Below are 13,105 nucleotides of genomic sequence, written 5' to 3'. Positions count from 1 at the left end.
TAGAAATTATGAGAAACAAGATTTTTGTCTCCTGTTTGACTACGTTATTGCTCATTTCACAGGGTTGCAAAGACTGGTTAAATCAACTCCCTATCAACACCATCACTGAAGATCAGGCCTGGGTGACCGGTAGTGACGCAGAAGGGGCAGTTGCTAAATCATTTTCAATTTTCCGTCGGGCCCTTTCCGGCCTCACCAAATCCGATACCCCATCTACCACCAGAAATGGGTCCTGGGGAGATTATTACTTCTGGGGGGATGCCCGGTCTGGAGACTGGATTACACCAAATAACGATGGCGACTGGCAAGCAGGATTTAATAATAACCTCATTGCCCGTACCCAGCTAGAACCCATGACCAATTGGCGCTTATTTTATCGGGCCATAGAGCAGTGTAACCTGGTATTAGAAAACGTACCTACTATTTCGGAAGGCCTAACTGCCGAAAGGAAAGCAGAGCTACTGGCGGAAGCCCATTTTATGCGGGCTATGTCACACTTCTATGCCGCGCGTATATGGGGCGATGTTCCGATTAATCTAAGTGCAAGAAATGTGACCCCCTTGGGTAGAGAACCGATCAAAAAAGTAATGGAAATGGTCGTCTCCGAAGCAGATATAGCCATTGCCGGTTTGCCCTGGCTTTATCCGGGAACGCGAAAAAAAGCTACTTCAAGAGGAACCAGAGGGGCTGCTCTAGCACTAAAAGCGCATGCCCTCATGTGGCTTAAGGACTATCAAGCAGCATCTGAGGCCCTAAACCAGATCATAGAGGAAGGCACTTACAAACTGGTACCGATAGAAGGATTTCGAGAAATGTTCGACACAGGAGAATCGGATGAACTTATTTTTCAAATGTTTTATGATGCCAAGGTAGGTGAGTTTTCGGACTATTACGGACATATTATGACCTACTATCTTACCAACCCTTATACCTCCCGGGGCAACCTCTCCCTGGCTGTTCCTAAATCTAAAATCCTAGAAATTTACCCGGATTATGCCGCCAATCAGTCTGATAGACGGGTAGCAGAGTTCTTCCAAAGTATAGACTTCTCAGTGGGAGAAAATGAGATTCGACCTGTTTTTGCAGACCCCCTCGCCAACGGGGAGCGGCTGATTATGTTCGCCAAATTCCGAAAGGCCAAAGACCGGTCCTACAACCTGATGGACGGCCCCGTCCCCATATTCCGGTATGCTGATATTGTATTGCTTAAAGCCGAAGCAGATGCCAGGCTAGGGAAGGTAAATGAAGCCTTGACCCTGCTCAATATGGTGAGGTCTCGAGCAGGAATTCCCTCATTCACAAAATCAGATCAGGCACTTTTGATCGAAGAAATTTTGGAGGAGCGACGCCGAGAACTGATTGGAGAATTCCAGCGGGTATATGACCTCGTTCGTCTGGGACGTTTGCATGAATTTAACCCATCTATTACCGAGCAAGCTGAAAAAAATGGGGCTGGTTTCTTTCCTGTCAGCGATGAAGCCTTTGCAAACAATCCCAATATGCATCAGACCTATTATTGGCAATTCAATCAATAACCCTAATAACCGCAGTCAAAAATGAAGAAATCCTTAACCGCCCTTTTAGTGGCAACCATCTTTCTAGCATTTGGATGCAATGATGAATATTTTACTGACGGGGGCATTCAGACCGATTTGAGTGGAACGATCAATATGTCCACCATGGACTACTTAAAAACTGAACCAGCAAAATTCGACACACTGGTCAGGTTAATACAGCTTTGTGGGCTGGAAACGGAAATAGCGAAAACTGGCAATACATTTTTGGCTCCTCAGGACTATTCTATTCACAACTTCTTCAAACTATTATACCCTGACGAATCCAAGTGGCCAGAGCTATCTCAATTAAAAAGTGAAGAGATAGACATGATTAGCAAAATATTGAAGAACTACATCATTCCAGACCAGGAAATAGATCGTAGAAGCCTCTCTCCTGCCTATAGCTATGCTACCACTCAAGGGGGAAGAAAAGCACGCTTCAATCTGATTCGAAACGACTATTTAGGAAATGTAAATATGGGGGCAGCCTACATCATCTTTGCTTTGAATACTAGCGCCCCCGACAGCCCTGTGGAGCAATATCAATCAGTAACTGTTGTAACCTCCGGACTGCGCTCCACCAACGGCATGCTGCATATTTTAGATTCTAACACCCACATATTCGGATTCAATTAATAAATACGATGAAACCTAAAAATACCTTGAAACATTATTGGAAGCTGTTCTTTTTGGTTGGATTTATAGTGAGTCTTTCGGGATGTGAAGAGATACCTGGTGAAGGCAGCTTAGCACCCGATATCGGTTATAAAAACAGAAAGCAATATGCGGTCTCCGGACTAACACAAAATGTCGGTGACTTTCTGACCTCCAGCTCCACCCTTCCCTTGCATTTCGAGATTGTCAATATCACCGAAACCAATGGTCAGGACATTTCTCCCTTAAATGAGGAACTGGAGGTGATCCGTTATAAGGAAGCATTAGTAGGAAACGAATCCGTCGAAGAGTTAAAGCTAAAATCTGAAATCGTACGACAACCCGCTATTACCATCAATCCCAATACAGGAACGCTTGAGCTCCTGGAAGGCAATAAAATCCCCGCCGGTGAATATCGCTTCGACGTTCAGGTGAGCAACACTTCGGGAAGCCGAATAATAAAGGACGCCATTATAATTGAGTTCGTCGAATTTGAGGTCACTTCCTGGTCCTCCGGCATGATTTCACCTCCTCAAATCGAGCGCGTGGCCGACACACCAAATCAGATTTTATTTGTAGGATATCTGGACGGAAAACAGCTCCCAGGAAATAGAATAGATTTTACCAAAGACCGAAGTCTGGGCTTTAAAGGAACCTTTGTCGACGACAACGAGCAGGGAGAACTTTGGAATGTAAGTTTCCCCGTTAAAAATGCGAATACCTACTGCAGCTGGAAGATCATTGCCGACCAAGATGAAGATGGTAAGGAAGAGATCAGCTATGTAAGTGAAAATTTCAACTTCGTTCTAGGAGTTCCTGGTAGTTATGTTATACGACTTTATAAGTAAAAACAGATGAAAAATTCTATAAAGTACTCTATATTAATCCTGACCTGCCTTATTACAGCAGGGACCTACGTGAAGGCTCAGGATAAAACAAAAAAAATATTGGTTATTGGTGTGGATGGGATAATCAATACCGCCTTTGGTTATGCTTCCACTCCCGGGGTCGATCAGCTTCTGGAAGACGCCTCCTACAGTATGAGCGGATATAGTACCGTCCCGGCCTACTCCACCACTGGCTGGGCCACGCTCCTAACTGGGGTAGGGCCTCAAAAACATGGGGCAGAGGCCAACAAAACCTTCGTTGGAAATAAATTTAACACCTTCCCTTCCGTAGTAAATCGGATCAAATCGGCAAACCCGGAAATAAAGATCGCTTCCATCGTCCGTAATGAAGAGATTAATTCAGAGCTGAACCAATATGCAGACTATAAATTTCACTTTGATTCCGATCAAGGTGTCTTCGATCAGACCAGACAGATGCTGGAACAATCCAATATAGGATCCCTGTTTGTTCAGTTTAGCAGCCCTGCAGAAGTCGGACAGGCAGTGGGATATCAGTTGCGTGAAGCGCGGTATGTACAAGCCATACAACAAATCGATACTTACCTGCAGCAATTACAAGCTACCATTAAGTCCCGAAGTACCTATGCCAGCGAAAACTGGGCCATATTCCTGGTATCCACCCATGGAGGTACCGAATCCGGCGCCACTTTCAATAACAGAAGTGAAGAATTTAATGTCCCCATTATCTTATCGGGAGGCGAGCTAGATAAGAAAGAATTAATGGTCAACTCTATTGATGCCCGTTTAAATAACGACAATATCCTTTCCCTCGCGAAAGCGTCTACCGGAGAGAAGACCTTTGTAAGGATTCCGACGAATAATACAGCCTTGAACGGAATGGACAAGTTTACCATTGAGATGTGGGTAAAAGCCGGAGCCAATTCCAGTGACCCCTCTATAATGGGAAATAAAGATTGGGGCTCAGGGGGTAATCCTGGCTTTACCATCTGCCGGAGCGGCAGCACATGGAAGATCAATTTTGCTAATACCAAACGAGAGCGCTACGACATTGGCTCTAGCAAAACCCTTGAAGATGGCAACTGGCACCATATCGGGGTCACTTTCGACAAAACCAAAGCATGTATTATTTACCAGGATGGAGAAAAAGTTGGAGAAGCCAAACTCACCTATAAGGCAGAAGATAACATGAGTTCTCCTTTTAACTTTATTTGTCTGGCCCAAGAAGGCACGCAGAACTATGGAGGGGGAGCACCCAACTGGGCAGGCTCATTCAATGAGGTTAGAATTTGGGCGGATGTACTTCCTCAACAGACAATCAAAGATCATATGCACTTGCGTAATATCGAAAACAGCGATCATCCTTATCGGTCCTCCCTGAATCTATATTTAAAATTCGATGAAGTCTCAGGTACGATGGTACGAGATATGAGCGGTAAAAACAACCACGCAGAACTGGTAGGCCCTGCCTCTTCCCGTCACCCTATGTATCCCATTGGTATGACCGATGTTGCAGTAAATATCTTAAGCCATCTGGGCATCCGGGTAGAGGGCTCATGGCACCTCGAAGGAAACTCCTTAAAATCAAATTTACCATTCCGACTATTCAAAGTTAATTAACCATACGATGATACAAGTAAGACTGAATTGTAACAGCAGATTATTGGCAGCACTTCTCGTGTTAGTAACACTCGGACTAAGTGCATGTAAAGACGATGTACTGTTAACCCCATTGGATTCCGAGCAACTCGTATCAGGAAGACTAGGCGGCACCTGGGCAAAACCTACCAATATCGTCACACCTGACGGAGTCCCAGCAGAGATATTTGGCTCAATGAGGCTGGTATTTACTACTGATGGCTCCGGGAAGCCTGCCCAATTTTTAGGACAGGAATGTCCCATTATTTTTAGCGGGTCAGCTGGAACCTGGCAAGTGTCGGGAACCCAGGATGAGGCAAGTATAAAACTTACCGGCATAACACCTGTGGACGAATTCAAAGCAAAAGTATCCTCTACCGCCTTAGTAATCTCCTTTAAAATGGGTTGGGAAAACACAGAAACAGGTGTTACCGGAGAAGGCGATTTCAGTGTAACGCTTAGCCGTCAGTGAGTGGATGCGTGTCATCGACCTAACTGACTCATATTCGGTGATTAAAGGCTGCATTCACTGCATCTTCTCAACCATGCACTCCAACAAATCGAGAAAATTAAGTTGAAGTAGGTTTACTGGCTCCAAGAGGGAAAAAAAATTAGTTGTCACAGATTTCGTGATAACTGACGTGTGAGAGCACCTGTCTCAGTTTTGCGGTCTGACCAGACATAGTGCCAACTGTTATTAGACAAAACCGCAGCAAACTCTTAGCAATAACTCCTAATCGTCAATTTTTAACGTCGACTATAGACTTAATAAATTGAATAACAAATGTTTATATTTAAACAATATGCTCATTAATAAATAGCCTTTGTATTAGAGTTGTCTTAGTTTTTGTCAAAGCAACAACTGTCAAGGAGTACTTGACAGTTCATATTAACTTTTTGTCCGCTTTATTGTAGCAATTCCATTCCGGGCATAGTTATGGGATGTCTCCAATGCTTTACTCCCATCTGTTGGCACTCGGTTAATGTAGATGTGGATATTCTTGTGAGGTTTGTCATGATGCTGATAGACTGCAATTTGGTGATCTTTTGGATCAGCACCCATTTTGGTACAGTATCGGTTAGCGGATTCAATCATCTGCTGTTGGGTCGGATTTTCTTCTGGCTTCCAGCTGAGTGATGAATGCCAAACCGGCCTTTTACATCTGCTACCAGCTGCCTCTTGCTGTATTTCCAATGCGATACCCTTTGGATCTAATGAAACAACATTATGTAAAAACAAATGCTTTGATGTCCTTACCGTTCTGGCTTTATCCAGCGCCATAGTAGCTATTCCACTACCATAATATTTCCTCAATATTATCCGGTGAAATTGCCAGTGTCTTAGCGTTGATATAATTGTCAGTGAAGGTCTGCGGAAAGCGCACCTTCTCTTTTTTATTCCACTTGAACTCATAGGCAGTCAGATCTTCACCATGCTCCTCGATAAGGTCGATTTCCTGTTGCTGCGTGGTACGCCAGAAATAAGAATTCACGTCCGTTCCGTTATAATGAAGAAATTTCATCCGTTCAGAGATGATGTAGTTCTCCCACAATGCGCCTACATCCGTTCTCGACTGTACAGGCTTAAAATTATTAATAATGGCGTTCCGTATGCCATTATCATAGAAATAGACCTTTTTGCCCTTCTTAATTTCATTGCGCACATTCCTGTTCAGTGCCGGAAGGCGAAACACAACATAGGTCTTTTCCAGTAGATCGATATATTTATCCACCGTTTTGCTATCACTACCAACGGTCTGGCCGATTTCCTGATAGCTGATTTCGCTTCCTACCTGCAAAGCAAGTGCTTTAAGCAGCTTTTCCAGAAGCAGGGGTTTCTTGATCTGCTCCAGCATCAACAAATCTTTGTACAAATAACTTCCCGTAAGAAGTTTCAGCAATTCCTCTTCTTCACCTGACTTAGTCACAATTTCAGGATAGCAGCCGTAAATCAGGCGATGATCCAGTAACCGCTTCTCCTGAATCAATCCATTCTGTTTCACCATTTCGGCGAAACTTAGTGGATACAGCATAAATTCATATTTGCGTCCTGTAAGTGGCTCATTCACCTGACTGGATAATTCAAAAGCGGAAGAGCCTGTAGCAATCACCTGCACATCCTTTATCTGGTCAGTAAACAACTTAAGTGTCAGGCCAATATTCGGTACACGCTGCGCTTCATCAATAAACAGGATTTTTTTACTGCCCACTACCAGTCGTAACTTGGCTGCTGTTGTGTTGGTCAAGATTTCCCGAACATCTGAATCGTCGCCGTTAAGGTACATATGCTCCTTTCCGGCCAATACCGATTCGACTAAAGTCGATTTACCAGATTGGCGAGGACCGAAAAGCAAAATAGCTTTTCCCTTGAATAATCGTTGTTCGATCTTGTCTTCTAGCAGCCTTGTTATCATTTCGTCAGATTTTAATTCCAAATTAACATAATAATACCGGATTACAATCCAACAATATTATTATATTACCGGAATTGGCAGAACCTGACCCACCTTTTCGCCCAGAAACAAAAAATCCCTTACTGACTAGCAGTAAGGGACTCTGTGGTGATGGACGGAATCGAACCGCCGACACAAGGATTTTCAGTCCTTTGCTCTACCGACTGAGCTACATCACCAGGCTCAATTGGTTCCTTTCGGGACTGCAAAGGTAGATGTATAGCCCTTTATTCCAAATTATTTCAGGAAAAAAATTTGATTTTTTTTTCAACACCCTCCCCCCAGCCAGCAAACCCTTTGACAATCTTTAAGTTACCCTAAAATAATAAATTTACGGGGACTAAATTCGGTGCCTTCCTGCATTTTTACCATATTTGTTTATATTATGCACGCATACTAAAACGACTCCATATCTTAATTAATCAACCCATATGATCCTGATACAACAAATTCTTTTCGTGCTGGTACTGGGAGTTACCGCTTGGTTGGTCTACCGTAGGGCTTCACTGATCGCCCGCACCATTCGTTTAGGCAGGGCTGAGGACCGCACCGACCAGCCCGCTCGCAGAATGTCTACCATGCTTCGTGTAGCTTTTGGCCAAAAGAAAATGTTTGACCGACCCGTCGTGGGGCTGTTACATTTTGTGGTATATGCTGGATTTCTACTGATCAATATCGAAGTCCTCGAAATCGTGCTGGACGGGATCCTTGGGCAGCACCGTATATTTGCCCCTGTCCTGGGGGACTTCTACCTGGTCCTGATCGGCTTTTTTGAAATATTGGCCCTGGGCGTCCTGCTGGCCTGTGTTCTGTTTCTGGTGCGCCGCTGGATTATGAAGGTAGACCGCCTTCAAGCGGCTAGTCACCGGGAGATGCGGGGCTGGCCCGAGCTCGACGCCTCGGTTATTCTCCTTTTGGAAATTGTGCTGATGATGGCCATTCTCACCATGAATGCGGCCGATAGTGCACTTCAAATGCGGGGGAGTGCACATTATCCTTTAACCGGAAATTTCCTGATCAGTCAAGCTCTGATTCCATTATTTACCGGCTGGAGCGAGGGAAGTCTGATCGCTTTTGAACGGACAGCCTGGTGGCTCCATATATTAGGAATCTTCGGCTTTGCCGTATATGTTACCTATTCCAAGCATTTGCATATCGCCCTGGCCTTTCCCAACACTTATTTTGCCAGACTCATACCCCGCGGCACCATGCAAAACATGCCTGAAATAACTTCAGAGGTCCAAACCATGCTGGGTATCGCTACAGAAGGCTCTACCGAACCCCTGCCCGTCCCCGAACGCTTCGGCGCCAAAGACGTGCAGGATCTGAGCTGGAAAAATCTTATGGATGCTTATTCCTGTACAGAATGTGGGCGCTGCACTTCCGCCTGCCCCGCCAATCTGACAGGCAAATTGCTCTCTCCACGGAAAATTATGATGGACACCCGGGATAGACTGGAAGATGTGGGCCGTAATATGCAGCAAAACGGCGGACAACTCGTTGATGATGGAAAGAGCCTGTTAGGCGACTACATCCTGGATGAGGAGCTGTTAGCTTGCACTTCGTGCAATGCCTGCGTGGAAGAATGCCCTATACTCATCAATCCTCTGGATATCATTCTTCAATTAAGACGATATCGGGTGATGGACGAAGCTCAGGCACCGGCATCCTGGAATGCCATGTTTCAGAACTTAGAGACCAACCAGGCCCCCTGGAAGTTTTCGCCTGCCGATCGCTTCAATTGGGCCGCCGATCGCCAACAGTGATTTCATCCAAAACGTCCCTTGTCTCAACCATAAGAAATAAATTATGTCTGATAACGCACTAAAAATACCCACCATGGCCGAAATGGCCGCCAATAACGAAATGCCGGAGGTACTCTTCTGGGTAGGTTGTGCTGGCTCTTTCGACGACCGTTATAAGAAAGTAACCCTGGCCTTCACCAAAATACTGGACCAGGTAGGTATACGATTCGCCGTACTAGGAACCGAAGAAAGCTGTACGGGGGACCCCGCACGCCGTGCCGGCAACGAATTCACTTTCCAAATGCTTGCACTGGGAAATATTCAGGTACTCAACATGTATGGTGTCAAGAAGATTGTCACGGCCTGTCCACATTGCTTTAATACGCTAAAAAATGAATATCCTGCTCTTGGGGGGCATTACGAAGTGGTGCATCATTCTACCTTTCTGCAAGGTTTAATTAATGAAGGCAGACTGGGTCTGCAAGGTGGAGGCGCTTTTAAGGGCAAAAAGATCACTTTCCACGATTCCTGTTATTTGGGGCGGGCCAACGACATTTATGAAGCACCTCGGCAGGTGCTGGAGACGCTGGACGCGGAGCTGGTAGAAATGAAACGCTGCAAAACTAAAGGACTCTGCTGTGGCGCAGGAGGGGGACAAATGTTTAAAGAGCCTGAACCGGGCCGGAAGGATGTCAATATTGAAAGGGTGGAAGAAGCCATCGCAACCGGAGCATCAACCATCGCGGTGGCCTGCCCCTTCTGCATGGTTATGATGAGCGATGGAGTGAAAAATAAAGAAAAAGAAGACCAGATTCGGGTCTATGATTTGGCTGAGCTGCTTATTGCGCAACAAGATTCGTAGACGATTTACAATACCCAACTCCCCGCAAGCGTTGTTGGGAGGAATCAGGCCAGGGAAAGACGAACTTTGCGTATCCTGTCATTGTTTGCCATAAGGGGAAATCCCCCTCAGCCTAGACTTAACAACGCATCATTTAATCATAACTTATGTACCTACCATTCGACGAGATAGATCTTAATTCCAGAATATGGATTTTCCAGGCCAATCGCAGCTTAACCGATACCGAGCAAGACACCATCCATGAAACACTGAAGTCTTCCTTAGAAAACTGGGAGGCCCACGGCCAGGCCTTGACCGCCTCCGTTAAGTTATTTGAGCATCGTTTTGTCGTGTTGGCCGTGGACGAGCGCAAAGAATTGCCCAGCGGTTGCTCCATTGATAAGCTTACACACTGGATGCAAGAGATTGGGCACCAAATGCAGATCGACTTCTTCGACCGCTCATTAGTTTACCTGGATGACACCGGGCATTTGCAATCTGTTGCCGTTCCTGCCATTAAATCTTCTATCGAAAATGAAATTATCGGCAGATATACCAAGGTATACGATAATCAGGTTCAGACCAAAGCTCAGTGGATGACAAAATGGAAGGTCCCAGCTCATCAAACCTGGCTGAAAAGGTATTTCTCAGGCCAATTACCGGTATAACTTGTAAACGAGTACTGCGGGGGGTAGATTTGCTAATATAATTTGATTGTAGAATATAATATGAAAGGAATTCGGGTATATATGTTGGCTCTGATGAGCTGCCTACTGCTATCTTGTGATGAAAATGTGGTTTACAGCGCCTATGACGACATTCCCGATGGGATGTGGTATCTGGATAACCGACCTACGTTTAAAGTTACCATAGAAGATACTACCCAGCAGTATAACGTATTTTACCTGATAAGAAACTCTCTTCAATATCCGTATTACAACCTATACATTTCCAAAAAAATAACGGGTCCTGATGGCGAACCCGTTTCTAATATGCTCGATGAGCTCTTTATTTCCAATCAGGTTACCGGAAAGCCTTATGGAAAGGGACTGGGAGATCTTTTTGACCATAAAATCCCAGTCTTGAAAAATTACACTTTCGATCGTAAGGGTGAATATACCTTCACCCTTACGCAATCGATGCGCCAAAATCCTTTACCCTTCATATTGAGTGTCGGCATCAGTGTAGAAAAAGTTATTGATGCCCCTTAATCAGCCCCGGGAATAGGTGCCTTTTGGATCCCGCCTTCACCCTCGGCCGGACGGTTGCGCTGTTTACGGTACCGTGGTTTACGGCGTGGAGGTCGCTGTTCCTCTCGCTCTTTCTCAATAGCGATCTCTTCTTTAATTTCATGTTCGGGCTCACCCAGTAAAAAACCGTAGGGCTCCATACTTGGAATAGCATCCATAATAACTTTCAATATTGCGGTAATGGGCAGAGCAAGGATTAATCCTGAAAGCCCCCAAAGTTGCCCCCCCAAGAATAGTGCTACAATGGCAGCAAGAGGATTCACGCTCACCTTAGACCCCACTATATTGGGAGTAATAAAGTTACCCTCCAAAAACTGCACAAAACTCATCACTCCGATTACCCCCACTGCATACCAGGGTGAATCCATGGTAACTAGGCTTAATAATGCCGGCAACACCGATCCAATGAGTATACCTATGTAGGGTATCAGGATAAGGAAGCCAGCAAGGAATCCGAAGAAAATGGCATGGGGAATTCCTAAAATGAGTAAGCCTACGCTGTTGAGCACTCCCACGATAAGGATGACCAGAAAAAGCCCTGACAAATAGCTGCGTATGACTTCGTAAATTTTCTTTAGCAAGCCATCTAACTTCACCTTCTCTATTCGGTGAAAAGCCTTATGTACGAAGCGACGGAAAAAATCGCGATAAAGCAGAAAAAAGAAAACATAAAGCGGGATCAGAATAAAAGTTGAGATGGCGCCGGTAGTAGAGAGTAGCGTATTTAATATCACGGTCTTTCCTTCACTCAAAGCTGTAATCAGGTATTTCTTCACCTGGCTTACCTGCTCACTTCTGCTTATATTGAGATATTGCTCCCCCATGGTAAGTCCCTGGTCAATGAAAGCATCTGTCTTTTTAGAGATTCGAGGGAGCTCTTCGGCCAGGCCACCAATCTGCATAGAGACCAAGGTTACCAGACCTGCCAGCACGACGACCAAACCGAAAATACTAAGTAGAATGGCCCCTATCCTAGGAATCTTACGCCTCTCCAGCCAGGAGCATAAGGGATGCAGTAAAATAGCCAGCAGAACGGAAAATGCTAGGGGGATGATCGTCTCCTGTAAGGTAGACAGAATATAAACTCCAGCAATTAAGGCCACAAGGATGCTGGCGAGCTTATAGTAATAGGGATCTCTTTGCTTATCTTTGTTTTGATCCGAACGTAAATTTAGTTTCATGAGTAAGTTAGTATATATATGGATTGCTGTGAAGTCCCTATTTAGCTCTTGCCAATTTGACCATAGGGTCAATCATACTGAAAAGGTTGGCTCACAGTACAAAATTAGGAAAATTGGCAGACTCCCCACAGCAGTACCCGAAAGTTCTGGGCTGGCCCTTCATGAAGACCGAACTACATTCTGGACACATAATGATAGTGGCGGAGAACCTACCCTATTCCGGATTGATGAAAAAGGGGCGCTTTTAGAACGGATGGTAGTACCCGAGGCGAGCAACCAGGACTGGGAAGACCTGGCCAGGGGGCCGAAGGGAGTACTATTTGTAGGAGATATGGGAAATAATGGAAATGCCCGCCGCGACCTTACCATCTATAAGGTCAGCCCTGCAAGAGAGGCTGCGAAGGCTCCGAAAACAGAAAAAATTCAATTTTATTATCCCGACCAAAAAGACTTTCCACCAGCAGTAGACGATCTGAATTTCGACTGTGAGGCCTTCTTCTTTGCCAATGACAGTCTCTACTTTTTCACTAAAAATAGAAGCAGAACAAAACTTTTTGTAAAATTATATAGTATTTCTGCCGCCCCTGGCCTTCATAAGGCCAACCTGATAGACAGTCTACCCAGTAATACGCAGATTACTGCTGCTGACATTAGCCCCGACGGAAAGACATTCGCCTTGCTTTCTTATGGAAAAATTTTACTCTTTGCCATAGACCAGGGAATCATCAATTTTGCTCAGCCAAAGGGCTGTTTCAGGTTTTTTCATAAACAATCGGAAGCCCTGGCATTCGTCAATAACAGTGATATTCTTGTCACCAACGAACAAGGGCAGATTTTTAAAATATTCCAACGATAATATTATGTTATTGTTAAAAATGAATGTTTCCATATAATGTGAGCATCACAAATACTAATTTCGAG

General features: G+C 44.9%; 13 protein-coding genes and 1 tRNA gene. 10 read left to right on the top strand and 4 right to left on the bottom strand.

The window, feature by feature from the left end; genetic code table 11:
- Positions 1 to 8 precede the first annotated feature (8 nt).
- The 5 genes from X939_RS0115470 to X939_RS0115450 are packed head-to-tail and all read left to right on the top strand — an operon-like array spanning position 9 to position 5,186.
- On the top strand, positions 9 to 1,535 hold the full coding sequence (locus X939_RS0115470; RefSeq protein WP_025764196.1) for a RagB/SusD family nutrient uptake outer membrane protein: 1,527 nt from the start codon (positions 9 to 11) through the stop codon (positions 1,533 to 1,535).
- Positions 1,536 to 1,556: 21 nt separating this feature from the next.
- Complete coding sequence (locus tag X939_RS0115465) at positions 1,557 to 2,192, top strand: fasciclin domain-containing protein (protein ID WP_025764195.1); 636 nt, start codon at positions 1,557 to 1,559, stop codon at positions 2,190 to 2,192.
- Between the two features lie 8 nt (positions 2,193 to 2,200).
- Positions 2,201 to 3,058 carry a DUF5007 domain-containing protein gene (locus X939_RS0115460; RefSeq protein ID WP_025764194.1) on the top strand — a complete coding sequence of 286 codons (858 nt, stop codon included), beginning with the start codon at positions 2,201 to 2,203 and terminating at the stop codon, positions 3,056 to 3,058.
- A 6-nt stretch (positions 3,059 to 3,064) separates the two neighbouring features.
- On the top strand, positions 3,065 to 4,696 hold the full coding sequence (locus X939_RS0115455) for a LamG-like jellyroll fold domain-containing protein (RefSeq protein WP_025764193.1): 1,632 nt from the start codon (positions 3,065 to 3,067) through the stop codon (positions 4,694 to 4,696).
- 7 nt (positions 4,697 to 4,703) lie between these two features.
- Positions 4,704 to 5,186 (top strand): hypothetical protein, encoded by a 483-nt coding sequence (locus X939_RS0115450; RefSeq protein ID WP_025764192.1) that lies wholly within the window; start codon positions 4,704 to 4,706, stop codon positions 5,184 to 5,186.
- Between the two features lie 417 nt (positions 5,187 to 5,603).
- Here the strand turns inward: X939_RS0115450 and X939_RS0115445 are convergent, their stop codons facing one another.
- The 3 genes from X939_RS0115445 to X939_RS0115435 all read right to left on the bottom strand — a co-directional run bounded on the left by X939_RS0115445 (position 5,604) and on the right by X939_RS0115435 (position 7,346).
- Positions 5,604 to 5,996, bottom strand: a complete 393-nt coding sequence (locus X939_RS0115445; RefSeq protein ID WP_044199702.1) for a relaxase/mobilization nuclease domain-containing protein — start codon at positions 5,994 to 5,996, stop codon at positions 5,604 to 5,606.
- Between the two features lie 13 nt (positions 5,997 to 6,009).
- On the bottom strand, positions 6,010 to 7,128 hold the full coding sequence (locus tag X939_RS0115440; protein ID WP_025764190.1) for an ATP-binding protein: 1,119 nt from the start codon (positions 7,126 to 7,128) through the stop codon (positions 6,010 to 6,012).
- Between the two features lie 145 nt (positions 7,129 to 7,273).
- A tRNA-Phe gene (locus X939_RS0115435) sits at positions 7,274 to 7,346 on the bottom strand.
- Between the two features lie 252 nt (positions 7,347 to 7,598).
- On the opposite strand from X939_RS0115435, the gene X939_RS0115430 reads away from it, so the two are divergent.
- The 4 genes from X939_RS0115430 (at position 7,599) to X939_RS0115415 (ending at position 10,964) form a co-directional block, all read left to right on the top strand.
- Positions 7,599 to 8,933, top strand: a complete 1,335-nt coding sequence (locus X939_RS0115430; RefSeq protein WP_025764189.1) for a 4Fe-4S dicluster domain-containing protein — start codon at positions 7,599 to 7,601, stop codon at positions 8,931 to 8,933.
- Between the two features lie 43 nt (positions 8,934 to 8,976).
- Positions 8,977 to 9,774 carry a (Fe-S)-binding protein gene (locus tag X939_RS0115425; protein ID WP_025764188.1) on the top strand — a complete coding sequence of 266 codons (798 nt, stop codon included), beginning with the start codon at positions 8,977 to 8,979 and terminating at the stop codon, positions 9,772 to 9,774.
- Positions 9,775 to 9,920: 146 nt separating this feature from the next.
- Positions 9,921 to 10,421 (top strand): hypothetical protein, encoded by a 501-nt coding sequence (locus tag X939_RS0115420; RefSeq protein ID WP_025764187.1) that lies wholly within the window; start codon positions 9,921 to 9,923, stop codon positions 10,419 to 10,421.
- Between the two features lie 60 nt (positions 10,422 to 10,481).
- Entirely contained in the window at positions 10,482 to 10,964 is a 483-nt protein-coding gene (locus tag X939_RS0115415; protein WP_025764186.1) for a gliding motility lipoprotein GldH, read from the top strand.
- Here the strand turns inward: X939_RS0115415 and X939_RS0115410 are convergent.
- Complete coding sequence (locus tag X939_RS0115410; RefSeq protein WP_025764185.1) at positions 10,961 to 12,184, bottom strand: AI-2E family transporter; 1,224 nt, start codon at positions 12,182 to 12,184, stop codon at positions 10,961 to 10,963. The two genes, X939_RS0115415 and X939_RS0115410, sit on opposite strands and share 4 nt — an antisense overlap.
- On the opposite strand from X939_RS0115410, the gene X939_RS0115405 reads away from it, so the two are divergent.
- On the top strand, positions 12,183 to 13,040 hold the full coding sequence (locus X939_RS0115405; RefSeq protein WP_025764184.1) for a YjiK family protein: 858 nt from the start codon (positions 12,183 to 12,185) through the stop codon (positions 13,038 to 13,040). The two genes, X939_RS0115410 and X939_RS0115405, sit on opposite strands and share 2 nt — an antisense overlap.
- Positions 13,041 to 13,105 lie beyond the last annotated feature (65 nt).

Origin of the sequence: Dyadobacter tibetensis Y620-1 (assembly GCF_000566685.1) — a bacterium.
GTDB classification, from domain to species: domain Bacteria; phylum Bacteroidota; class Bacteroidia; order Cytophagales; family Spirosomataceae; genus Dyadobacter; species Dyadobacter tibetensis.
Note: the sequence above shows the minus strand (reverse complement) of the source record. Positions and strands in the feature narration are given on the sequence as shown.

Coding starts and splice junctions, on each gene's coding strand:
- X939_RS0115465 (WP_025764195.1), top strand. CDS start 1,557: ATGAAGAAATCCTTAACCGCCCTTTTAGTGGCAACCATCTTTCTAGCA.
- X939_RS0115440 (WP_025764190.1), bottom strand. CDS start 7,128: ATGATAACAAGGCTGCTAGAAGACAAGATCGAACAACGATTATTCAAG.
- X939_RS0115420 (WP_025764187.1), top strand. CDS start 9,921: ATGTACCTACCATTCGACGAGATAGATCTTAATTCCAGAATATGGATT.
- X939_RS0115460 (WP_025764194.1), top strand. CDS start 2,201: ATGAAACCTAAAAATACCTTGAAACATTATTGGAAGCTGTTCTTTTTG.
- X939_RS0115455 (WP_025764193.1), top strand. CDS start 3,065: ATGAAAAATTCTATAAAGTACTCTATATTAATCCTGACCTGCCTTATT.
- X939_RS0115425 (WP_025764188.1), top strand. CDS start 8,977: ATGTCTGATAACGCACTAAAAATACCCACCATGGCCGAAATGGCCGCC.
- X939_RS0115430 (WP_025764189.1), top strand. CDS start 7,599: ATGATCCTGATACAACAAATTCTTTTCGTGCTGGTACTGGGAGTTACC.
- X939_RS0115405 (WP_025764184.1), top strand. CDS start 12,183: ATGAGTAAGTTAGTATATATATGGATTGCTGTGAAGTCCCTATTTAGC.
- X939_RS0115445 (WP_044199702.1), bottom strand. CDS start 5,996: ATGGCGCTGGATAAAGCCAGAACGGTAAGGACATCAAAGCATTTGTTT.
- X939_RS0115415 (WP_025764186.1), top strand. CDS start 10,482: ATGAAAGGAATTCGGGTATATATGTTGGCTCTGATGAGCTGCCTACTG.
- X939_RS0115410 (WP_025764185.1), bottom strand. CDS start 12,184: ATGAAACTAAATTTACGTTCGGATCAAAACAAAGATAAGCAAAGAGAT.
- X939_RS0115470 (WP_025764196.1), top strand. CDS start 9: ATGAGAAACAAGATTTTTGTCTCCTGTTTGACTACGTTATTGCTCATT.
- X939_RS0115450 (WP_025764192.1), top strand. CDS start 4,704: ATGATACAAGTAAGACTGAATTGTAACAGCAGATTATTGGCAGCACTT.